Source organism: Marinobacter halophilus (assembly GCF_003007685.1).
Taxonomy (GTDB): domain Bacteria; phylum Pseudomonadota; class Gammaproteobacteria; order Pseudomonadales; family Oleiphilaceae; genus Marinobacter; species Marinobacter halophilus.
On the sequence record NZ_PXNN01000003.1, the window covers coordinates 443,306 to 465,504 of the forward strand.

Consider the following 22,199-nt stretch of genomic DNA (forward strand, 5'->3'; position numbering starts at 1 on the left):
ACCATGACAATGGACCTGTCCTGCTTTAAAGCCTACGACCTTCGGGGGCGCGTGCCCGACCAGCTCAATCCGATCCTGGCCGAGAAAATCGGCCGGGCCTACGTCGCCATCACCGGCGCCAAAAAAATCATCGTTGGCTACGACATCCGGCTGTCCAGCCCGGAGATTACCGAAGCCCTGAGCTCTGGCCTGATGGCCGCCGGCGCCGACGTGTTCGACATCGGCCTGTGCGGCACCGAACAGGTCTATTTCGCCACCAGTCATTACAACATGGACGGTGGCATCATGGTCACCGCCAGCCACAACCCGAAAGACCACAACGGCATGAAGATGGTCGGCCCGGAATCCAGGCCAATCAGCTCCGACAACGGCCTGAACGACATCCGCGACCGGGTGCTGGAGCCGTTTGCCGATGCCCCGGAGCAGGGCCGGTATGAAACGCTGGAAGTGATGAGCGCCTACATTGATCATCTGCTGGGTTACGTCGACGGCGCCAGCCTCAAGCCCATGACCATCGTCTGCAACGCCGGCAACGGCGGCGCTGGCCTGGTGATTGACGAGATTGAACAGCACCTGCCGTTCGAATTCGTCAAACTGCACCACCAGCCCGATGGCCACTTTCCCAACGGTGTGCCCAACCCCATCGTGCCGGAAAATCGCAAGGTTACTGCAGATGCGGTCATCGAACACGGCGCTGCCATGGGCATCGCCTGGGACGGCGACTATGACCGCTGCTTCTTCTTCGACGAAAACGGCCGCTTTATCGAGGGCTATTACATCGTCGGCCTGCTGGCGGACCAGTTCCTGAGAAAAACTGGCAGTGGCAAAGTCATCCACGACCCACGGCTGATCTGGAATACTCTGGATCTGGTCAAAGCCGCCGGCGGCGAAGCCATCGAAAGCAAAACCGGCCACGCCTTCATCAAACAGAGAATGCGCGACGAAGACGCGGTCTACGGCGGCGAAATGAGCGCCCACCACTACTTCCGCGACTTCGCCTACTGCGACAGCGGCATGATCCCCTGGTTGTTGATCGCTGAACGCCTGTGCCAGTCCGGCCAGACCCTGTCGTCCCTCATCGACGCCAGAATCGAAGCCTACCCGGCCAGCGGCGAAATCAACCGGACCATCAACGATCCCCCCAAAGTGATCGCCGCCATCGAAGCCAAATACACCGTCGGCGCCAAAAGCGTCAGCTTCGTGGATGGCCTGAGCGTGGAATTCGACAACTGGCGCTTCAACCTGCGGATGTCGAATACCGAACCGGTGATTCGCCTGAACGTAGAATCGAGGGGTGACATACCGTTGATGGAAGAGAAAACCAAAGAGTTGTTAGCTGAAATGGAAAGACTGAATATCCAGTAATTTTCACGAAGGCCCGTTCAACCAACGGGGCCAGGGTATGGGGTAGACCTTCCAAAACAATCAGGAAATCCACGATTTCCGTTTTGGAAGGTCTACCCCATACCCTGGCCTTGCCCCATACCCTCAAACTCTCAAAGCCAGTTGTTCAACATAATCCCGATACCAAACCGCTCAGTCCGCTCGTTGTAGTCAATCAGGCTCTCCCCATACCCGTTGTAATACTGGAAAAAGCCCTTCAACGTATCCCCCATCGGAAAGCTGTAGCCAAACTCCACCGACGTCTTGTTGTCCGAACGCAAATTATTCATAAGCTTCAACGAAAAGGTCCGATCCTCCGTCAGCTTGTAAACCGCATGGTAACTGGCATGGCCGAGGTATCGGTTGATATCCGGGTTGTCGTCGTCACCGCCGCTCTCCGGCAGCCGATACCAGGGGCTGACCATAAACAGCCAGCGATTGTAGCTGTAGACCGCCGAGCCCATAATCCGGTTCCAGCTGCGCGAACGAGGTTCCGACTGGCCGTTAGACTGATGATTGAAGCCCAGTGATACTGCGCTTAGCGTGCCAGGTCCCAGGTCCCAGTTCAGGCGCTGCCGCACGAAAATCTCCGGCTCATAATTGGTTTCTCGGAATGGCGCCGAATCCTTGGTGTTGAAAACCTGCCAATAAGACTGCTGTGTATAGCCGAACCAGAGTGAGGTCCGGTCATCAAAAATCCCCGTCAGCAGAGGAATCTTGAAGCTGATTTGATACTTGGCCTCCTCATATTCCAGTTTATAGTCGTAACTGGCCATGCCCAATCTCGGGCTGACCGGCGTCGAGTTGGGGTGGTCTACATAGGTAATCGGAAGGATGTAGTTGGGCCTATGTGTCAGGAAACTCCCTGAAAATGAGAAAATTGCCTTTTCTGCGGTCAGGTAGTTATCGACCAGTGCTGCCATCACCCCGGTGTCTGAGTTGTCCTCCAGCGCACTGGTGACCAACTCTTCCCGGCTGGCATCGTCAACGGCCAGGGTTTCGGCGTCACGCTCGGCTCGCGCTACGGCGTCTTCATCCGCCTCTGCCCGTGCTGCCAAAGGGTCGCGTCGGGCGTCGTAGCAGGCCAGGCGTTGGATCCCGTCACGAATCAGTGCGCAGTCAAATGTTTCGGCTTCGGTCGTTGGTGTGTCCTGGGCAACGGCCAATGCGCTTGCGCCCAGGGAAAACGTCAGGGCAAGCCCTGAATGACAACGTAGATGTCCTATCATGGAAGCTCCTTAAGGCGCGGCGGTCAGGCTGAGCCAGGTGTTGGCGATGCTGAAAACCCAAACGCCAAGCAGGGTCATGGCCAGCAGAGAAAAGGCCAGTTTTTGCCGGGTACTGCCCTGACCGTTGGCCGAAGCCACCCAGCGTAAATACATCAGGCCGATAAAACTGAGAAAAACGCCCAGGCTGGCCGCTGCCGGCAACAACAGCCAGGCTGGGTTTACAGGGCTCTCTGCCGTCGACTGGTTGGCAAACCAGGCCATCGACGCCAGCAGAATAGCCAGACTGGAAAACTCGATGATCAATAGTGGCTTGCGGAGAGGGTGCGGGCTGTTATCGGGCATGTGACTCCCTGATCTGGTGTTGATAATAGGAAATGGCTCAGTTAACGGGTATGGTAACCGCAAATGTCATTGGTTCGGTTATAGCCTACGAAACCGTCACTAAAATGGTTGAAATCAAATTCTGTTTCTGGCGTTTGGTTTTTTTGCGGTGGCTCAATCGCTATAATGCTGCAACTGAAAGATTATAACGCTCAAATGCGAGGTGCATTGTGAAGATGAAGAGAGTCCTGGCTGTTGTATTGCTTGGTTTTGGCCTGGCTGCGGGTGCCGCACTGGCAAGTGTCGAAGATGAGATCCGTAGTCGTATCCAGCCGGTGGGCAATGTTTGCCTGCAGGGCGAAGAGTGCGGTGACGCAGCCGCTGCGCCTGCAGCTGCCAGCTCTGGCCCTCGCTCCGGTAGCGATGTCTATGATGCTGCCTGCATGGCCTGCCACACCACCGGCGCTGCCGGTGCTCCGGTGATCGGCGACACTGATCAGTGGGCGCCTCGGATCGATAAGGGCATGGACACCCTGATTGATCATGCCATCAACGGCTTTAACGCGATGCCAGCGAAGGGCGGCTGTGCCAGCTGTTCCGATGAAGAAATCGTAGCTTCCATCGAATACATGATCGATCAAAGCCAGTAATACGGCTTGGGTCAGACAAAGCCCCGATTCGTCGGGGCTTTGTCGTTCTTAAAGCCCCAGATCACCCAGTAGGGCGCTGAGCGTGGCCTTGCCCTTCTTCTGATTGGCTTCTTTGTCCTGGTCGCCCATGCCCTCCCATTTCACGTCGTCTTCCGGTAATTCGTCCAGAAACCGGCTGGGAATGGTTTCCAGCTTTTCGCCGTACTGCTTGCGCGACGCGGCGTAAGTCAATGACAGGGTTTCCCGTGCCCGGGTAATACCGACGTACATCAGCCGGCGTTCTTCCTCGATATTGCCTTCCTCTATGCTGTTCCGGTGCGGCAGGATTTCTTCTTCCAGCCCCATAATAAACACGTGAGGGAATTCCAGGCCCTTGGAGGCATGCAGAGTCAGCAGTTGCACCTTGTCGCTGTCGTCCTCTTCTTCGCGCTGCTCCATCATGTCCCGCAGGATCAGTTTGGCGATGGTGTCTTCGATGCCCAGCTCGTCCGCCGTGCCTTTGCCGTCGTCCAGCATGCGCTGGATCGATTCCACCAGGTACCAGATGTTCTCCATTCGCCGTTCCGCCTGCTTCGGGCTGCCGGAGTGCTGATGCAGGTACTCGTCGTACTCGATGTCGGTGAACAGCTGCTTGATGACGGGAATCGGGTCTTCGGTGAACAATCGCTCGCAGGTTTTATCCACCCAGTGGGCGAAGCGGCGCAGGCGGTCGAGGCCCTTCTCAGTGACGTGGGTTTCTGCGCCCATATCGCTCAGCGCCTTGAACAGGCTGACATTGCGCGAGCGGCTGTAATGACTCAGCTGCTCCAGCGTGCGCGGACCAATTTCGCGCCGAGGGACGTTCACCACCCTCAGGAACGCGGCGTTGTCATCCGGGTTGATCAGTAGCCGCAGGTACGACATGGCGTCTTTGATTTCGCTCTTGGAGAAGAACGACTGGCCGCCGGAGATTCGATAGGGAATCTGATACGCCTGCAGTTTCATCTCCAGCAGCCGGGCCTGATGGTTACCCCGATACAGCACGGCGAAGTCCCGGAACTCCAGCCCGTTCTTCAGTTTCTGGTCCAGAATTTCGGTGGCCACCCGCTCGGTCTCGGCGTCTTCGTTGCGGCAGCGGATGATGCGGATTTCCTCACCAATGGTGTGGTCACTCCACAGGGCTTTCTCGAACACGTGGGGGTTGTTGGCGATCACCGTGTTGGCGCAGCGCAGAATGCGGCTGGTGGAGCGGTAGTTCTGCTCGAGTTTAACGATTTTCAGGCTCGGGAAATCTTCTTTCAGCTGGGCCAGGTTTTCCGGCCGTGCCCCGCGCCAGGCGTAGATCGACTGGTCATCGTCGCCCACCACGGTAAACGCGGCACGTTCGGCCACCAGCTGTTTGACCAGTTCGTACTGGCACACGTTGGTGTCCTGATACTCATCCACCAACAGGTAACGGATCTTCTTGCGCCACTTGGTCAGCACGTCCGGGTTGTCTCGGAACAGCTGCACCGGCAGCAGGATCAGATCATCAAAGTCGACCGCGTTATAGGCTTTCAGGTATTCCTTGTAGTGCTTATAGACGATGGCAATGCGCTGCTCGCGCTCGTCTGCTGCCTTGCTGTAAGCCTCGGGCGGGCTACGCATGGCATTTTTCCAGGATGAAATGGTCATCTGGACATCGTTCAGCTCATCGCCGGCATCGGCGCTGGCCTCCCGCATCATCAGGTCTTGCAGCAGGGCTTTGGCGTCTTCCGCATCGAAAATGGAAAAGCCCGGGTGATAACCCAGGTGCACGTGCTCTTCCCGAATAATGTTCAGGCCGAGGTTGTGGAAAGTCGATACAATCAGGCCCCGGGCTTTACCCCGGTCGACAATCCGGCTCACCCGCTCTTTCATTTCCCGGGCGGCCTTGTTGGTGAAAGTCAGAGCGGCAATATGCCGGCCCGGAATGCCCAGCTCCTCAATCAAGTGGGCGATCTTTCGGGTGATGACGCTGGTTTTGCCGCTGCCAGCACCGGCCAGCACTAACAGGGGGCCGTCAGCGTAGCGTACTGCTTCACGTTGTCTGGGATTGAGCTTGTTCACAGTATTGAGGCCAACCAGGGAACCATGAGGAGGATTTGTGCGTTTGGCTATTCTACACCAGCCGGTCTTTCTGTACCTTGGCGATCTATCAGCTATGCTTTCTAGCACGGACTTTGCAGTTGACTGACACATGGATCTTGCTCAATGACGCTGTCTCCCGACACCAGACCTGATCGTTTACGCCTGCTGGTGCTTACCCCGGAATATGCCGATTTTCTGTGGCTTTGCGCTCTGCTGGAAGACGATTCTGAAATTAGCCCGGACGCCATCTGGTGTCCGGACCTGGTGGATTGTGACGATCTTATCCGTAATGCCAGTTTTGATGTGATCGTTTGGGATTGCATTTTCCACGGTGGTGATGAGTCCGCGTTTCTGCAATATCTTGCCGTGGCCAGTGAAGACAAACCGGTGCTGGCCCTGAGTGCCGAGCCCTGTAACGAGCGCGGCGCCTTGCTGACCCTTGAAGGCGCTTCAGACTACCTGTGCCGGCAAACCCTCGACCGCTGGAGTTTCCGTCGGGCGGTGAAATACCTCTGGTACCGTGAGCAACTGTCTGAATCCGCCCACGGCCAGCTTGGCCGGGAAGTGGCGACCGGATTTATCAACCGGGACCTGTTTTTCGACCGGCTGCAGCAGGCTTTGTTGCGGGCAGAGCGGGCCGGGCACCGGCTGGCGTTGCTACACCTCAATGTGGACGACTTCCGCAACATCAACGAATCCTTTGGCTACCAGAAAAGCGATCAGCTGATGTTCCGGCTGGCGGACCGTCTGCGCCAGAAGCTGCGTCGGGTTGATTCGCTGATGCGCATCGGTGGCGATGAACTGGCGATCATTATTGAAAAGGTGGAAGACTCCCTCGACATTACCCAGATCATCCGCAAGGTGGTGCTGGCGCTCGATGAACCTTTGTCCCTGGACGGCAGGACCATTGTGATCAGCGCCAGTCTTGGTGTAGCCACCTATCCCGAGGCCGGTGACAGTCCCGAGGAATTGCTCCGGCGCGCCAACCGAGCCATGTTCGAGGCCAAGCGCGATCCCGGCACCAGCTACCGCTTTTACGACCGCCAACTGCATATCTCCGCCGGTTACCAGCTGCGGCTTGAAGCCGATCTGCGCAACGCCCTGCGTGGCAAGGAACTCGAGCTGTACTATCAGCCCCGCATCGACCTGGCGACCGAGGAAGTTCGCGGTGTTGAGTGCTTGCTGCGCTGGCATCACCCGGAGCGGGGCCTGGTGGGGCCGGATGAGTTCATCCCGATGGCCGAACGCAGCGGGTTGATTGTGCCGATCGGCTACTGGGTGATTGAGCAGGCCTGCAAGCGACTTCAGGAAAGCTCAGAGCTGGGCTTTGCTGGCCTGGTGTTTGCAGTCAACCTGTCGTTCCGCCAGTTCCACGACCGCAAAATGACCGAGACCATTTTCCGGATCATTTTCAACGCCAATGTCGACACCAGCTTGCTGGAGCTGGAATTGACCGAAAGCGCGATGATGCACGATCCCGAGTACGCGCAGCGCTGCCTGCGTGAGCTTAATCAGCTCGGCATCAGCTTTGCGCTGGATGACTTCGGCACCGGCTTTTCCTCCCTGAGCAACTTGCAGAATCTGCCCATCTCGCTGGTCAAGATCGACAAGTCCTTCGTCCAGGATCTGGGCAAGTCAGCGGATGCCGAGCACATTATCCGCGCCATCATCAGTCTGGCTCATAGCCTGCAGATCAGTGTGGTGGCTGAGGGGGTGGAAACGGAAAGCCAGCTCGAATTCCTGCGCCAGCAACACTGCGATGAAATCCAGGGTTATTACTTTGCCCGCCCGATGCCCTGGGACGATCTTGTACAATTCCTGAACCGCCGAAACCAGTCTGCTTGCCTGCAGCAGTAAGCCGCTGTACCTTTGCGCATTAATTCCGAACGCGAAAACACACAGAGGTTGCATGAACAGTATCTCCCGGCGCATTGCCGATGAACTTGGCGTACGCGAGCAACAGGTTAATGCCACCGTCGCCTTGCTGGATGAAGGCTCCACCGTTCCGTTTATTGCCCGTTATCGGAAAGAGGTGACCGGGTCGCTGGACGACAACCAGTTGCGGACGCTGGAAGAGCGCTTGCGCTATCTGCGCGAGCTGGAAGACCGCCGTAGCACCATCCTCAATAGCATTGAGGAGCAGGGCAAGCTGACCGATGAGCTGCGCGCAGCCGTTGAGGCGGCGGATACCAAGAATCGCCTGGAAGATCTGTACCTGCCCTACAAGCCCAAACGCCGTACCAAGGCCCAGATTGCCCGGGAAGCCGGCCTGGAGCCGCTGGCGGATATGTTGTTTGGCGACCCCACACTGGACCCGGAAGCCACCGCCGCTGGTTACCTGAACCCGGAAGCCGGCGTCGAGGATACCAAAGCTGCGCTGGATGGTGCCCGCTACATTCTGATGGAGCGATTTGCTGAAGATGCGGAATTACTGGGCGCGCTCAGGAGTTTCATCTGGCAGGAAGGTCAGTTGAAGGTCTCGGTGGTGGACGGTAAGGAAAACGAAGGTGCCAAGTTCCGGGACTATTTTGATCACGTCGAACCGCTCAAGAAAGTCCCTTCGCATCGGGCTCTGGCCATTCTGCGTGGCCGGAATGAAGGCATTCTGACTTACACCCTGGTGGTGGGTGACGCAGAAGACAGCCGCCGCCAGCCGCACCCTGCTGAACAGCGGATTGCCGCTCGCTGGGGCATCCGTGACAACGGTCGCGCCGCTGACAAATGGTTGTCAGAGGTGGTGCGCTGGACCTGGCGGGTCAAGCTGTCGACCCAGATTGAAACCGACCTGATGGCGCAGGTGCGTGAAGCCGCAGAAGCGGAAGCCATCAACGTGTTTGCAGCCAATCTTAAAGACTTGCTGTTGCTGGCACCGGCAGGTCCTCGGCCGACGCTTGGCCTGGATCCCGGTCTCCGTACCGGCGTAAAAGTAGCCGTTATTGATGGCACCGGGCAGGTCGTCGACCACGGCGCCATTTTCCCCCACGCCCCCCTGAATCAGTGGGATCGTGCCATTGAACAGCTGGCGCTCTGGTGCCGCAAGTACAAGATTGAGCTGGTGGCCATCGGTAACGGTACCGCTTCTCGCGAAACCGAAAAACTGGTGGGCGATCTGAGCAAGCGTTACCCGGAACTGAAGCTGGCCCGGATTGTGGTCAGCGAATCGGGCGCCTCTATTTATTCGGCCTCGGAGTTTGCCTCCCGGGAACTGCCAGACCTGGACGTCACCATCCGGGGTGCGGTGTCCATTGCCCGTCGGTTACAGGATCCACTGGCGGAACTGGTGAAAATCGAACCCAAATCCATCGGTGTCGGCCAGTACCAGCACGATGTGTCGCAGGTGCAGTTGTCCCGCAGCCTGGATGCGGTGGTGGAAGACTGTGTAAACGGCGTGGGTGTGGATCTGAACACCGCATCGGTGCCACTGCTGGCCAAGGTGTCTGGCCTGAACCAGAGCATCGCCCAGAACATCGTGGAGTTCCGCAGTCAGAACGGCGTGTTCAAGAACCGCAAACAGCTGCTGAAAGTGTCCCGTCTCGGTGACCGTACCTTTGAACAGGCGGCTGGTTTCCTGCGGATTGCTGGCGGTGAGAACCCGCTGGACCGGTCCTCGGTGCATCCGGAAGCCTACGGCGTGGTGGAGGCGATTGCCAAACGTAACAACCGGAAGATCGACAACATCGTGGGGGACTCGGCGTTTTTGCGCGGCCTCAATCCTCAGGATTACGTCACCGAGCAGTTTGGTTTACCCACCATCAAGGACATCCTCGCCGAGCTCGAAAAGCCCGGTCGTGATCCGCGGCCGGAATTCCGCTTTGCCAGCTTTGAGGAAGGGGTGGAAACCCTGAAAGACCTGAAACCGGGCATGGTGCTGGAAGGCTCGGTCACCAACGTCACCAATTTCGGCGCGTTTGTCGATGTCGGTGTGCATCAGGATGGCCTGGTGCACATCTCGGCGCTGTCCCATACTTTTATCAAAGACCCGCGCGAAGTGGTCAAGGCCGGTGATATTGTTAAGGTTAAAGTGATGGAGGTGGACATTCCCCGTAAGCGGATTGCCCTGACCATGCGTATGGATGATCAGCCGGGGGCTGAAACCTCAGCCAAGCCAGCCAGAGGCGGTGATAGATCCGGTGACAAATCCGGCGGACGGACGGCTGGTCGCAAGCCTCAGGGTGGCCAGGCCGAACAAGGGGCCATGGCCGGAGCTTTGGCCCAAGCGCTGTCCTCGGCCCGCAAGGGTGGCCGTTAACACCACTTCATTGATCCAACGGCGGCTGCCACTCACGAGGGGGTGGCCGCTCCAACAGGAGCTCATCATGGCAGAGTCCCGCCACTCCCTGTTTTATCAGTTTGTTGCCACCGATTGGGATGGTTTTCTCAAAGGCGTGGAAAAAGAAGGTTTGCGGGCAGATGCCAACGGTTTTGTCGCTCAGACCCCGCATCCTCACGCACTGGGTTCGGCGCTGACCCATCCGCGCATCACCACCGATTATTCGGAGGCTCTGTTGGAGCTGATCACCCCGGTGTTCACCAGTACCGAGGCGATGCTGGCATCGCTGCGGGACACCCACCGGTTTGTGCAGCAGAATCTGGGTGATGAAGTGTTCTGGGCGGCGAGCATGCCCTGTGAAATCGATGGTGATCAAAGTATCCCGATTGCCAACTATGGCAGCTCCAACACCGGTCAGCTCAAACACGTTTACCGGCAGGGACTGGCGGTGCGTTATGGCCGGATCATGCAGAGCATTGCCGGCGCCCATTACAATATGTCGTTGCCGGACAGCTTCTGGAGCAAATGGCAGAAGCTGACGGGCAACCAGGAAGCGCTGCAGGATTTCAAGTCGGACCAGTACTTCTGGCTGATACGTAATTTCCGCCGGCGCAGCTGGTTGCTGATGTTGCTGTTCGGCGCTTCACCGGCGCTGGATGCCAGTTTTGTGGCTAATGTGAAACACGACCTTGGCCGCTTTGATAACAGCACCTGGTATGGCCAGCACGCAACCTCCCTGAGAATGGGCGATCTGGGCTATCACAACAACGCTCAGGCGTCCCTGAATATCTGCTTTAACGAGCTTGGCACCTACACCCGTACCCTGGATAAAGCCATTCACACCAATTGGCCCGCCTACGAAGCTATAGGCACCCGCCGTGACGGTGAGTTCATCCAGATCAACACCAATGTGTTGCAGATCGAAAATGAGTACTACAGCGCGGTGCGGCCCAAGCGCACCACCGGACCGGGTGAGAAACCGAACCAGGCGCTGGATGCCCGGGGTGTGGAATACATTGAAGTGCGGTGTCTGGATCTCGACCCATTCTCACCGGTGGGTGTTAATCAGGCGCAGATCGACTTTCTGGACCTGTTTCTGCTGGACTGTCTGCTGACGGACTCACCTCGCATCGGCGATGAAGAGTGTCAGCGCCTGGATGACAATTACAAAGACGTGGTGGCGTCTGGTCGCTGGCAGGAGCTGAGCCTCTGCAAAGGCGGCCAGCGAGTGCCTGTCGGCCCGGCCGCGCGGGAATTGCTCGACCGGCTGCAGCCGCTGGCCGAGTTGCTGGACAGTTGGGGTCAGGGCGACACCTATCGCTCGGCACTGGCCGCACAGCTTGAAAAACTGCAGGGTGATGACTGGTCAGTACCGTCGGCGCGCGTGCTGGAGGCTATGAGTGGTGCCGGTCTCGGCCATCGGGAATGGGTGTTGGAGCTGTCCCGGCAACACCAGCAAACCCTCAGAGATGAGACTATGGCGCCACAGGTACTGGCGGATTATCAGGCCATGACCAAAGATTCCCTGGCTGAACAAAAGTCTCAGGAAGAAGCGGATACCCGCCCGTTCGCTGAGTTTCTGGCTGAGTACCTTCGAGCCTGAACGGTTGTTGAGTCACAGCCCGAAAGGGACGTGACGCACAGAAACCGGATAACGGTTTGCTGGTTCCGTTACCTGCTGTTACGTTTGTTCACAACAGGTAAAGGACAGCGCCATGACTAGAGATGTCAAGCTCGGATGGGATGTAGAAGCGCTCAGCAAGGCTTACCGCCAAGGGCACATGGCAGCCACCATGGGTATGGCTAAAACCCGCTGTCCCTATCGAAGCGAGGTTGTCATTGCGGCCTGGGAGGCCGGATGGGACGATGCCGAGCAGGTTGTTCGTGAGCAGCAGAAGCGCGATGGTCTGTTTTCCCGGATCGCCTGAAGCGAAATCGGCATTTACCTCTGCACCACAAACTCGGTAAATAACACACCGGCGATACTCTCGTCGGTTTGTTGTTCTTCCAGCGCTGCATTGATTCTCGCCGAAGCTTCTTCTCTCAACGCTTGCTGACCCTGCTGGGTGGTGAGCTGATCCACATCGGTTTGCTCCCCGAACAACATGACCAGCTCGTGCCGCAGTCTCGGCATATGGGCTTCCAGTGCGGGTCTGGTGGATTCTCGGGCGGCCCGAAGCGTCACCGCCGCTTTCAGATAAACAACCTTGCTGCCGGGCTCACCTACGTGGGTGACAAAGGCTGGCTCCATGGCAATGTAATCGGTGATTCCGCGTGCTTCCGGCTCGTCTTCGGCAAGCGCAGGCCCGGCCATCATTGAGCAGATGGCGAATAACAGCACTAATACGGTATTTCGTTGATAGGTCATAGGCGCGATGTTCTTCATGGGTTAGGATTGGCGACAACAGTTTACATGATGATTCCGGGGTGTTGATTTGACAAGCAGATGGGTGTTCGGTCTTGTTTTTCTCGTGTGCACGGCACTGCTGGCGGTGGCGTTTTACATGGAACATGTCATGGGCCTGGAGCCGTGCCCCTTGTGCTGGTTGCAGCGTTTTGGCTTCATTGGGGCCGGACTGGTCGGTTTGCTTGGGTTTCTTCATGGCCCCCGGGGTTTTGGTAACCGAATTTACGGCTTGTTTCTGGTTGTGACGGCCGGCGCCGGGCTGGGCGTTGCCGGTCGTCAGCTCTGGCTGCAAAACCTGCCTGAGGATCAGGTGCCTGCCTGCGGCCCATCGGTGGATTACCTGCTTGAGGTATTGCCCTGGTTCGAGGTTTTGCAGACAGCCTTAAAAGGCACCGGGGACTGCGCCGAGGTGGTATGGCGTTTTCTTGGCTTGAGCATTCCCGGCTGGACTGCCGTGTTTTTTACACTGGTGATTATTGCCGGCCTGGCCATGATGTTTCGTCGCTACAAGCCGAAAAACTGGTTGTAGGGCTGAAACGGTTGCGGGTTGCTATAGCCTTGGGGTAACTTGATCCGGTCATGCTAATAATCAAGTGCATGGCCATTGGCTGGGCGCACTGACTGAGGGGAGATCAACGCCATGTTGGATAATTGCAGGAACGCCAGGGAGCGCTGGGGCGGCGTCAGCGAGCTGATAGATCGCTGGCTGAAAGAGCGACAGCAGCTGTTGATACGCTATTGTGAGTTGTCGGGGGAAAACGATTTCTCCCAGACCGAAGCCCTGAAAGAAAAGTGTGTTCGACTGTGTGAGGTGTTGGTGGATTATGTGTCGGCCGGGCATTTTGAGGTCTATGAACAGCTGATTCAGGAAGCGCGAGAATTTAACGATGGTGGTCTGGAGTTGGCCGCTAAAGTGTATCCGCGGATTGAAGAGACCACCGAAGTGGCTCTGAATTTTAACGACCGCCTTGATGGACGAATTCTGACCGAGGATGAGGTCAAAGAGTTGTTTGGTGAGCTGTCGAAACTCGGCGAGGTTCTGGAAAGTCGCTTTGAGATGGAAGACTTTCTGATCGAGCATCTGCACAATGCCCACGCCGGCAAGATGGCTTCGGCCTGACCCGGTCGAACCTAGATCACCCCTCATAAAAAAACCGGCCTGATCACTCAGGCCGGTTTTTTTGCTTTACCCCCGGGACTATTGGTTTTCCGGATTTATTGCCAGCAATTCCACGTCAAAAACCAGAGTTTCGTTGGGGCCAATTGCCTGGTTACCACCGGGACCATAGGCCAGATCTGACGGAATATAGAGCTTGTAGCGCGCGCCTTCGCTCATCAACTGCAGGCCTTCGGTCCAGCCCGGAATAACCTGATTCAGGCCGAAAGTTACCGGCTGGCCGCGCTCACGGGAACTGTCGAATACTTCACCGGTAATCAACTCGCCGGTGTAGTGAACCTGCACGCGGTCTTCTGCTGTCGGGTTGGTGCCGTTGCCTTCTTCGATCACTTCGTACTGAAGGCCGGATTCTGTGGTTTCCACACCCTCGCGCTCGGCATTTTCCGCCAGAAAGGTTTCACCTGCGTCCCGGTTCTGACTGGCCAGGCCTTCTTGCTGCTGTTCTTGCTGTTGCTGCAGTTCTTGTTGGTAGGCCATCAGCGCTTCCTGAATTTCTTCATGGGTCAGGCGTTTGCTCTGCTCGTCGCCGGCATGGCCATGCTGGATTCCCTGGAGGAACTGTTCCATTTGCAGGTCGGGCAGGTCGTTGCCCATGCGCTCACCCAGTACCAGGCCCATGCCATAGCTGACTCTTTCCGACGTGGTGTCCAGTGCTGGATCATTGGCGGAGTCCTGAGCGGTGGAGCAGCCGGCAATCAGGCTGGTCATGGCAACGGCTAACAGCGTTTTCTTCATGTCTTCATCCTTTGCACGTGTAACAGAGCCTTGAGGCCCCTATGGATTTGGCAAAAATGGAAAGGTAACGGGTTCAGCAGCAGGATGCCACTGAAACTGTGGTAAGAGTGTGACGGCGTTGGCCTCAGGTGCCGTTGTCGCCGGGTGTTGGGCTCAAAGAGAAGGGTGCCTGATAGGGTGACTGCCAGTCGCTATCTGAGTCAGCTCTGCTTTCATTAGTGAGGCTTTTGCCCGCGCGTTCGATGGCCAGCGCATTCCAGGGGCCCTGGGCCGGAGGCTGGTCGGCATAATGCCAGTTACCTTCGGTGTCTTGCCATTTGAACACGATTTCCGGTCCCTCCGTTGGAACGGGTGCCGGCAGTAAGCCTTCAAATGGCGGTATCTCTTTGGGTGTTTCCTCTTTCTCGACGGCGGGTTCAGATACTTTGACAGGATCGCCCAGGCCAAAGAATATCAACAGCAAAAGTAAACCAAGAGCCGGGAAGGAGAGGCGAATAAGCCACTTCATCATCATGGCGTAGGCTCTCTTTCAATGACATCTGCCAACAGGATGGCGAGCGTCTTCAGTGACTCGGCTGACTCGGCTGCCTCGGTTCCGGGGGCCCGAAGCGGCGCTGCAGCGAGTAAGTTCTGCAGGGTGGCGGTGGTGCGATCGAGCATTGAGCCAGTCTCCGGGTTGTTGGATGTCAGTGTTTGCCAGGCCAACGCCAGCTCCGTTTTTTCAGCCTGCAATTCGGCTTTGGCTAGTGCTTCCCGGAGATCAAGGCAAGCGTTATGATGCCGGGGAATCGATTTGCGAGCCGAGCGAATGCTACCGGTTACACGGGCTCGCCACTCTGTTACCTTAGCGTCCTCAACGCCCGTGAACGCGCGTCCGTTCACTCCCAGCCAGCCGGCACACAAAATTCGGGTCACGCTCCAGCCCTGCGCCTGCAGGCACAGGCAGGTCTCGGCGAGCTCTGGATTTTGCCAGCAGGCCAGTGCATAACGCCAGAGAGGATTGTCCGGTTCCATTGATGCCGGCAGAGCCAACGGATCTGTCTGCGGAACGGTCATGGTGGGGCGCTTCCCTGGCTGAAATCCATGGATAAAGTACATCTATGCTAACGATAACCGATCTCAGTTTACAACGAGGCGGCGTCTGGTTACTAGAGAACGTCAGCCTCACGGTACAGCCCGGCCAGCGGGTGGCCATCGTCGGAGCCAATGGTGCCGGCAAATCCAGCCTGTTTCAGCTGTTGTTGGGCCAGCTTGCGCCGGAGCAGGGCAGTGTCGCTCTGCCGGGTGGTTGCCGGATTGCTCACATGGCCCAGGAGGTCGCCGCCAGCTCAAGGTCGGCCCGGGATTTCATATTGGATGGCGATTTCGAACTTCGGCGCATGGAGCGTGAACTCGCCGAAGCGGAAACCCGGGGTGACGACCATGCCATTGCCCGGCTGCATGGTGAACTGGATATTCACGAAGCCTGGTCGGCGAAGCGGCGGGCAGAAGCGTTGCTGCGCGGGCTCGGATTTGTCGACAGCGATGCCGAGCGGCCGGTGTCGGCGTTCTCGGGTGGTTGGCGCATTCGCCTGAACCTGGCCCAGGCGCTGATGCGCCCGTCGGATCTGTTGCTGCTGGATGAACCCACGAACCACTTGGATCTTGATGCCTGTCTCTGGCTGGAAAACTGGCTGCGTAAATACCCCGGCACGCTGCTGTTTATCTCCCACGACCGGGATTTCATGGACCGGGTGGCCACCCATCTGGTGCATTTCGATCAGAAAAAGCTTGAGCTCTACACTGGCAACTACTCTGCCTTTGAAGTTCAGCGCAGTGAACGATTGGCCCAGCAGCAATCGAGTTTTGAGCGTCAGCAGGCTCGTATTGCTGAAATTCAGCGCTTTATCGACCGCTTCAAGGCTAAGGCCACCAAGGCCCGGCAGGCGCAGAGTCGGGTCAAGGCGCTGGAGCGTATGGAGCGAATTGCTCCAGCCCATGTCGACTCGCCGTTCAGCTTTGAATTTCCCATGGCCGACAAAGTCTCCAACCCCTTGCTGTCGATTCGCAACGGTGCGGCTGGTCACGGTGATGCCGCGATCCTTAACCATATCAACATCACCCTGCTGCCCGGTTCCCGTATCGGCCTGCTCGGCCCCAATGGGGCGGGTAAGTCGACCTTTATGGATGCCTTGCGGGGCACCGGCACGCTGCTGAGGGGCGAACGCACCTGTGGCGAGCATCTGGCCATCGGTTATTTTGCCCAGCATCAACTGGAGACGCTGGATCTGGATGCCAGTCCGTTCCTGCACTTGCAGCGCCTGGCGCCGGGAGCCTCGGAACAGAAAGTCCGGAATTTTCTGGGTGGTTTTGATTTCCATGGCGACCAGGCACTGAGCCCGATCCGCTCGTTTTCTGGTGGTGAAAAGGCCCGCGTTGCACTGGCCGTGATCGCCTGGCAGAAACCGAACCTGCTGCTGCTGGACGAGCCCACCAACCACCTGGATCTGGAAATGCGTCAGGCTTTGACGATGGCGCTGCAGAACTTTGATGGCGCTCTGGTAGTGGTGTCGCACGACCGGCATCTTCTGCGCAACACGGTGGATGAGTTCTGGTTGGTGTCAGACGGCACCGTTCAGGAATACGACGGTGATCTGGAAGATTACGAGCGTTGGCTGGCCGACCGCAGAAAAGACGATGATCAGCCGCCCAAACGACAGGTTGCCGACGATGTTGAGGCGGCGAAAGCTTCCGAGGGTAGTGCCGCTCTGACCGCAGACGAGCGCAAGGCCCGTAAGCGCCAGGAAGCCGAAGTGCGCCAGAAACTGAGTCCGTGGCGGAAAAAACAGAGTGCGCTGGAGTCGCGTATGGACCAACTGCAGCAGAACCTCGGCACCGTAGAAACCTCGCTCGGGGATCCTGCGGTCTATGCAGACAGCGGCAAGGTTCGCCTGAAAGATCTGTTGGGCCAGCAGACGGAATTAAAGCGAGAGCTGGAAGACGTTGAAGCCCAGTGGCTGGAGGTCAGTGAGACTGTAGAAAATCTGGAAGCAGAACTGGCCGGTTAACATTCAGGCTGACCGGCCGCTGATTTCCAGGATGAAATCCTGTTTCGCCAGATAGTCTCGCTCGTTCTCCAGGTCGGCCAGAGTCAGGGGGCGGTTATCCAGCCAGCCGTCCGGGAACTCCATCACCAGTTTGTTCTCGTGACCATGCAGCACAAACGCCGGTGGTTGTTCCAGATTACGCGGGTGCTGCACCAGCACCGCCAGGCGCAGCAGCACGCACAGGTATTTCAATCGCGGCTTGTCTTCTGGCTCGATGCCTTCGAAAACCGACGCAGAAAACTTGCGGCGGTGGCCCCGGACCAGGGTTGCCAGATCTTGCTGGAACTGCTGGGTAAAGCCCGGCAAGTCTGAATAGCGCAGCAGGTAGGCACCGTGCTTGTGGTACTGGCTGTGCGAGATGGTAAGCCCAATCTCGTGCAGCCGGCAGGCCCAGCGCAACACATCTTCGTCGGCGGCAGTGTGCAGGCCCCAACGATCGGCCACCTGGGTCCAGGCGGCGATAGCGGTCTGCTCCACCGCCGCGCCGTGGGCCTGATCCACATGATAACGCTCCTGCAGCGCGCTAATGGTGCGTTCACGTACATCTTCGTGCTGGATGCGCCCGACAATGTCGTAGAGCAGACCTTCTCGCAGGGCGCCATCGGCAAAGGTCATATCCTTAATGTCCAGAGAGCGAAATGCCGCCAGTAAAATAGCAAACCCGGCGGGAAAAATGCTCTGGCGATCCTGTCGCACACTCAGATCCGACAATTTCTCAACCTTGCCCATATCCACCAGGCGCTTGCGCAATTCTTCCATGGCCTCGCGGGTGATGGTGCCATCGGTGATTTTCAGATTGGCGAGAACGCTGGAGATGGCCTTGATAGAACCGGATGAGCCGACCGCACTTTGCCAGCCCACCGCCCGGAAATGCTGCCGGATATTCAGCAGCTCCTGCTCGGCGTGGGTGATGGCCTTGTCCATTTGCCGGCGAGACACCTTGCCGTCCGCGAAATAGCGGTTACGGAACGACACGCAGCCCATGTGCAGGCTTTCCAACTCTTGCGGTTCGAAACGCTGACCAATAATAAATTCGGTACTGCCGCCGCCAATGTCAATCACCAGGCGCTTACCCTGATCGTCTGACAGCGTGTGAGAAACGCCGAGATAAATCAGTCGGGCCTCTTCCCGGCCAGCAATGATCTCAACCGGATACCCCAGCACTTGCTCTGCGCGACCAATGAACTCGTAGGCGTTGCGGGCGACGCGCAGCGCATTGGTGCCGACGATCTGCACGCCCTCTGGCGGCATTCCCTGCAGGCGTTGGGCAAAGCGGCTGAGGCACTCCAGAGCCCGTTGCTGAGCGGCTTCGGTCAGGCGATTGTACTGATCCAGGCCAGCGCCAAGTTGGACTTTTTCGCCCATTTTCTCGATCGCGCGAATTTCACCATGAACCAGGCGGGCCACGACCATGTGGAAGCTGTTGGAGCCCATATCAATGGCCGCCAGCATATCCGGGGAAGGTACAGCGTTCTCGGCAGTAGATGCGGCCGTCACGTTGGTTGGAATCCTGTATGAGGTGAACTTGTTGGTACCATGGCCGGTACTATAAAAGAAAGCGCTACGGGCTGTCAGTAACCGCCTGCGGTGATTACTGATACGGATCAACACCGGAGCAAGAACAACCCGCTTCACATTCAGGCGGGCAATCGCGTAAAGTAATGGTCTAACGAAAATCCGGGCAGCCGGCAAAGCGTTCATCGCTTTCACCGTCTGCTACAGTCAACAGCGACTCTGCCGTGGCCGGCCCTACTGGCCCGGGAGCGCCTGAATCAGGAAACAGTAATGAGCGGAAATATCGTTAATGTCACCGACGCGTCTTTTGAACAGGACGTACTGAAATCCGACGTTCCGGTACTGGTAGACTACTGGGCTGAATGGTGCGGCCCGTGCAAAATGATCGCCCCGGTTCTGGAAGAAATTGCCGACGAATACGACGGCAAGCTCAAGGTCTGCAAGCTCAACATCGACGAAAACGAACAGACTCCGCCCAAGTTCAACATCCGTGGCATCCCGACTCTCATGCTGTTCAAGAACGGCAACGTCGACGCCACCAAGGTAGGGGCCCTGTCCAAATCACAGCTGGCGGCCTTCCTCGACAGCAACCTCTGATCGGGTTGCTGCTGAAAACCGCCCCGGAGCAGCGGCTCAAGGGCGGTTTTTTATTACCCTGACCAGCCCAGTGGCTAGACGGCTCATCTCTGAAAGTTCAGAATCGCTTACCCCCAGGTCTGACTTCGTTCAACATCCGAAGTTTTCTGCTCAACCCAGTGCTCATCATCCCCGGAAATCTCCTTCTTCCAGAACGGGGCCGTGGTCTTCAAAGCATCCATAATGAAGGCGCAAGCCTCAAAAGCATCTCCTCGATGGGCGCTGCAAACCCCGACAAAGACAATCTGATCCGACAGCGCTAACCGCCCGACTCGATGTATCACTCGCGCCTGTCGCACATGCCACCGCTGCGACGCTTCATCAATCAGCCCCTGGATCACCTGCTCCGTCATCCCCGGGTAATGTTCCAGAAACAGTCCGGTCACCCCGGACAGATCCCCGGAATCCCGAACCAGCCCGGAAAAGGTCACCACCGCACCGGTGCCGGCGCCGCTGGCGCGCAGAGACTGATACTCTGTACCAACATCAAAATCCGCAGTCTGGATAGAAATCATCTCATCCTCCGGTCACTGGTGGGAAAAACGCCACCTCATCGCCGGCATTGACCGGCGTTGACGGCCTGGCCATTGCCTGATTGACCGCCACCATGACCGGCTGATCGCCCTGCAGTTGCGCCCAGCTACCGCCCCGGGAAGCCAGCTCTGCCAGCAAGCCGCCAACGGTCTGATCGGGCGTGGCTGGCAGCTGCAAACTCTCGGTACCGAGCTCTTCCCGCAGTCGGGCAAAAAAACGAATGGTCAGGGTTGCATCAGTCATGATCAGCTCAACAAGTCAGTAAAAGAGTAATAGACAACCGGGTCGCCGGGCTGGATTGTGGTGTGCTCTGGCACTACCGCCAGGCCAGAAGCCCAACAGGCCGAGCTGAGCACTCCGGAGCTTTGATTGGGGAAGGCCGATACTGACGCCCCGGCACCGGAGCCGTCCTTGCGGGCACGAACGAACTCCCGCCGGGTGGATGGCGCCGTAACTTCAAAATCCGCGGGTAGATACTCCCCCGCCGGGAGTGCGTCGGGCCGCCCCTGGCGTTTGCGGATGAAGGGCATGCCGATCACCATAAAAGCTACCAGCACCGACGCCGGATTGCCCGGCAACCCCAGTACGGGTGTGCCGTTGATATCGCCGAAGGCAAGGGGTTTGCCGGGTTTGATGGCCATCCGCCACAGCGACAGGTTGCCGGATTCCTCGAGCACGACGCGCACGTGATCCTCTTCACCCACTGATACGCCGCCACTGGTAATAACCAGGTCGGCCGTGGCGGCGGCCTGCTCCAGCATGTTGCGGGTGGCTTCGCGGGTATCTTTGAGGGTCTCGCACAGAACCACTTCGCAGCCAGCGTCCGCAAGCAGACCCATCAGCGTGTAGCGGTTGGTGTTGTATATCTGCCCTGGGCTGAGAGGGGTGCCGGGCTCCACCAGTTCGTCCCCGGTGCTCAGAACGGCCACCCGCAGCTTTTCCAGTACCGGTATCTGGTACATGCCCATCGAGGCCAATAGCCCCATTTCCTGGGGTCGGATACGTACGCCCCGGGCCAATGCCAGTTCACCCTGAGACAGATCCTGACCACGCTTCCGGATGTTCTGCCCGTGGCTGACCTCCGCCAATATCAGAACATCGTCACCGGTACGTTCTACTCGCTCCTGCATTACCACTGCATCGGCACCGTCAGGGATCTCCGACCCGGTAAAAATTCGCACCGCTGTGCCAGGTTGCAGCGGTTTTGGCGCAGTGCCCGCGGGCACCCGATCCGAAACCGTCAGCGCCCGTCCTGCGACCACGTCGGTGTGATGCACCGCGTAGCCATCGACGGCGCTGTTATCTGCTGGAGGAACATCGGACGGAACATACTGATTTTCCGCCAACACACGGCCCAGGCATTCGGTCAGCGGGACCGAACGGGTTTGTGCCTTCGGCGTTGCGCGTTTCAGTATGTGCGCGAGCGCATCATCAACAGAGATCAGATCCTGGCCTGCCATGGTACCTCCTGATGTTATCGTTCTGAGCGGTTGCCAATCACTTCCTGGATACGGCGAAAGGCACGTTCCGGCTTTCTGAGTACCAGGGCCGAGAAGTTGCAGGGCCCGTGACGGCTGTCCAGTTGGGCCTTCAAGATGCCGTTCCAGCCGGTACGACAGGCGCCGGTGGAGCCAGGCAGGCAGAAAATCACCGTGTGGTTGGCCATTCCACCGAACGCACGGGACTGAATGGTTGAGGTGCCGATTTCCGAGGCTGACAGCCTTCGAAACTCTTCGCCAAAACCTTCGATGGTCTTGTCCAGCAGCGGCCCCACTGCCTCGGGTGTGCTGTCTCTTTCATGAAAACCGGTACCGCCCGTGATGATCACGGCATGAACGTCCTGATCGGCAACCCATTGCGACAGCAGGGCGCGCACCAAATAGATGTCGTCCGGAATAATCCGTCGGGACACCAGTCTATGGCCGGCTTCGGTAACGCTGTCTTCAAGGAATTGTCCGGAGGTGTCCTCATCGGCGCCGCGGGTATCTGATACGGTCAAGATGGCAATGTTCAGGGGTTTGAGTTCGCTGCTGCAATCACTGCTCATGGAATGACTCCGTTATGTTCTGGTCAATTGCATTCGTCGATATTACCGTCAGTATCCGGATGATCACCGCGGATGGGAAGGGGGTAACCCATCAGAGGGAGTCGTCGAGCCGGCGCAGATG

The 22,199-nt window shown here is 57.8% G+C and carries 22 protein-coding genes; 10 read left to right on the forward strand and 12 right to left on the reverse strand.

Annotated elements, in window-relative coordinates:
• The first annotated feature begins 9 nt into the window (after positions 1 to 9).
• Positions 10 to 1,365 (forward strand): phosphohexomutase domain-containing protein, encoded by a 1,356-nt coding sequence (locus tag C7H08_RS02040; protein WP_106670246.1) that lies wholly within the window; start codon positions 10 to 12, stop codon positions 1,363 to 1,365.
• A gap of 131 nt (positions 1,366 to 1,496) precedes the next feature.
• Here the strand turns inward: C7H08_RS02040 and C7H08_RS02045 are convergent, their stop codons facing one another.
• Both C7H08_RS02045 and C7H08_RS02050 read right to left on the reverse strand, forming a co-directional pair.
• Positions 1,497 to 2,612 carry a phospholipase A gene (locus C7H08_RS02045; RefSeq protein ID WP_106670086.1) on the reverse strand — a complete coding sequence of 372 codons (1,116 nt, stop codon included), beginning with the start codon at positions 2,610 to 2,612 and terminating at the stop codon, positions 1,497 to 1,499.
• A 9-nt stretch (positions 2,613 to 2,621) separates the two neighbouring features.
• Positions 2,622 to 2,954, reverse strand: a complete 333-nt coding sequence (locus tag C7H08_RS02050; RefSeq protein WP_106670087.1) for a hypothetical protein — start codon at positions 2,952 to 2,954, stop codon at positions 2,622 to 2,624.
• Positions 2,955 to 3,169: 215 nt separating this feature from the next.
• Here C7H08_RS02050 and C7H08_RS02055 point away from each other — a divergent pair, with 215 nt between their 5' ends.
• Positions 3,170 to 3,583 (forward strand): c-type cytochrome, encoded by a 414-nt coding sequence (locus C7H08_RS02055; protein ID WP_106670088.1) that lies wholly within the window; start codon positions 3,170 to 3,172, stop codon positions 3,581 to 3,583.
• A 48-nt stretch (positions 3,584 to 3,631) separates the two neighbouring features.
• Here C7H08_RS02055 and rep read toward each other — a convergent pair whose 3' ends face one another.
• On the reverse strand, positions 3,632 to 5,650 hold the full coding sequence (gene rep, locus C7H08_RS02060; protein WP_106670089.1) for a DNA helicase Rep: 2,019 nt from the start codon (positions 5,648 to 5,650) through the stop codon (positions 3,632 to 3,634).
• Positions 5,651 to 5,794: 144 nt separating this feature from the next.
• Between rep and C7H08_RS02065 the strand changes: the two genes are divergently transcribed.
• The 4 genes from C7H08_RS02065 (at position 5,795) to rmf (ending at position 11,869) form a co-directional block, all read left to right on the forward strand.
• The gene (locus C7H08_RS02065) at positions 5,795 to 7,528 is read left to right on the forward strand and encodes a putative bifunctional diguanylate cyclase/phosphodiesterase (RefSeq protein ID WP_106670090.1); all 1,734 of its coding nucleotides are present in this window, start codon (positions 5,795 to 5,797) and stop codon (positions 7,526 to 7,528) included.
• A gap of 52 nt (positions 7,529 to 7,580) precedes the next feature.
• Positions 7,581 to 9,920 (forward strand): Tex family protein, encoded by a 2,340-nt coding sequence (locus C7H08_RS02070; RefSeq protein WP_106670091.1) that lies wholly within the window; start codon positions 7,581 to 7,583, stop codon positions 9,918 to 9,920.
• A 67-nt stretch (positions 9,921 to 9,987) separates the two neighbouring features.
• Positions 9,988 to 11,544 carry a glutamate--cysteine ligase gene (gshA, locus tag C7H08_RS02075; protein ID WP_106670092.1) on the forward strand — a complete coding sequence of 519 codons (1,557 nt, stop codon included), beginning with the start codon at positions 9,988 to 9,990 and terminating at the stop codon, positions 11,542 to 11,544.
• Between the two features lie 112 nt (positions 11,545 to 11,656).
• Positions 11,657 to 11,869, forward strand: coding sequence for a ribosome modulation factor (gene rmf, locus C7H08_RS02080; protein WP_106670093.1), 213 nt, complete (start codon positions 11,657 to 11,659; stop codon positions 11,867 to 11,869).
• Between the two features lie 14 nt (positions 11,870 to 11,883).
• On the opposite strand, the gene C7H08_RS02085 is transcribed toward rmf, so the two are convergent.
• Complete coding sequence (locus C7H08_RS02085) at positions 11,884 to 12,309, reverse strand: flagellar basal body-associated FliL family protein (protein WP_106670247.1); 426 nt, start codon at positions 12,307 to 12,309, stop codon at positions 11,884 to 11,886.
• A gap of 67 nt (positions 12,310 to 12,376) precedes the next feature.
• Here C7H08_RS02085 and C7H08_RS02090 point away from each other — a divergent pair, with 67 nt between their 5' ends.
• Together C7H08_RS02090 and rsd are read left to right on the forward strand one after the other, a co-directional pair.
• Positions 12,377 to 12,877 (forward strand): disulfide bond formation protein B, encoded by a 501-nt coding sequence (locus C7H08_RS02090; RefSeq protein ID WP_106670094.1) that lies wholly within the window; start codon positions 12,377 to 12,379, stop codon positions 12,875 to 12,877.
• A 111-nt stretch (positions 12,878 to 12,988) separates the two neighbouring features.
• Complete coding sequence (gene rsd / locus C7H08_RS02095; RefSeq protein WP_106670095.1) at positions 12,989 to 13,468, forward strand: sigma D regulator; 480 nt, start codon at positions 12,989 to 12,991, stop codon at positions 13,466 to 13,468.
• Positions 13,469 to 13,546: 78 nt separating this feature from the next.
• Here rsd and bamJ read toward each other — a convergent pair whose 3' ends face one another.
• The 3 genes from bamJ to C7H08_RS02110 form a co-directional block, all read right to left on the reverse strand.
• Entirely contained in the window at positions 13,547 to 14,260 is a 714-nt protein-coding gene (gene bamJ / locus C7H08_RS02100) for a BamJ family beta-barrel-assembly machinery protein (RefSeq protein ID WP_106670096.1), read from the reverse strand.
• Positions 14,261 to 14,384: 124 nt separating this feature from the next.
• Positions 14,385 to 14,774, reverse strand: a complete 390-nt coding sequence (locus C7H08_RS02105; RefSeq protein WP_106670097.1) for a hypothetical protein — start codon at positions 14,772 to 14,774, stop codon at positions 14,385 to 14,387.
• Positions 14,771 to 15,316 carry a DUF2390 domain-containing protein gene (locus C7H08_RS02110; RefSeq protein ID WP_106670098.1) on the reverse strand — a complete coding sequence of 182 codons (546 nt, stop codon included), beginning with the start codon at positions 15,314 to 15,316 and terminating at the stop codon, positions 14,771 to 14,773. The genes C7H08_RS02105 and C7H08_RS02110 overlap by 4 nt, the downstream gene beginning before the upstream one ends.
• Positions 15,317 to 15,360: 44 nt before the next feature.
• On the opposite strand from C7H08_RS02110, the gene C7H08_RS02115 reads away from it, so the two are divergent.
• Positions 15,361 to 17,307, forward strand: a complete 1,947-nt coding sequence (locus C7H08_RS02115) for an ATP-binding cassette domain-containing protein (RefSeq protein WP_106670099.1) — start codon at positions 15,361 to 15,363, stop codon at positions 17,305 to 17,307.
• A 3-nt stretch (positions 17,308 to 17,310) separates the two neighbouring features.
• On the opposite strand, the gene ppx is transcribed toward C7H08_RS02115, so the two are convergent.
• Entirely contained in the window at positions 17,311 to 18,798 is a 1,488-nt protein-coding gene (ppx, locus tag C7H08_RS02120) for an exopolyphosphatase (RefSeq protein WP_106670248.1), read from the reverse strand.
• Positions 18,799 to 19,131: 333 nt separating this feature from the next.
• Between ppx and trxA the strand changes: the two genes are divergently transcribed.
• Positions 19,132 to 19,458, forward strand: coding sequence for a thioredoxin TrxA (trxA, locus tag C7H08_RS02125; RefSeq protein WP_011784020.1), 327 nt, complete (start codon positions 19,132 to 19,134; stop codon positions 19,456 to 19,458).
• Positions 19,459 to 19,565: 107 nt separating this feature from the next.
• Here the strand turns inward: trxA and C7H08_RS02130 are convergent, their stop codons facing one another.
• The 4 genes from C7H08_RS02130 to moaB are packed head-to-tail and all read right to left on the reverse strand — an operon-like array spanning position 19,566 to position 22,078.
• Entirely contained in the window at positions 19,566 to 20,012 is a 447-nt protein-coding gene (locus tag C7H08_RS02130) for a molybdenum cofactor biosynthesis protein MoaE (protein WP_106670100.1), read from the reverse strand.
• Position 20,013: 1 nt separating this feature from the next.
• The gene (gene moaD / locus C7H08_RS02135; protein ID WP_106670101.1) at positions 20,014 to 20,274 is read right to left on the reverse strand and encodes a molybdopterin converting factor subunit 1; all 261 of its coding nucleotides are present in this window, start codon (positions 20,272 to 20,274) and stop codon (positions 20,014 to 20,016) included.
• Positions 20,275 to 20,276: 2 nt separating this feature from the next.
• Positions 20,277 to 21,491: a molybdopterin molybdotransferase MoeA gene (locus tag C7H08_RS02140; RefSeq protein WP_106670102.1), complete on the reverse strand. Its 1,215-nt coding sequence runs from the start codon at positions 21,489 to 21,491 to the stop codon at positions 20,277 to 20,279.
• Positions 21,492 to 21,505: 14 nt separating this feature from the next.
• Complete coding sequence (gene moaB, locus C7H08_RS02145) at positions 21,506 to 22,078, reverse strand: molybdenum cofactor biosynthesis protein B (RefSeq protein ID WP_106670103.1); 573 nt, start codon at positions 22,076 to 22,078, stop codon at positions 21,506 to 21,508.
• Positions 22,079 to 22,199 lie beyond the last annotated feature (121 nt).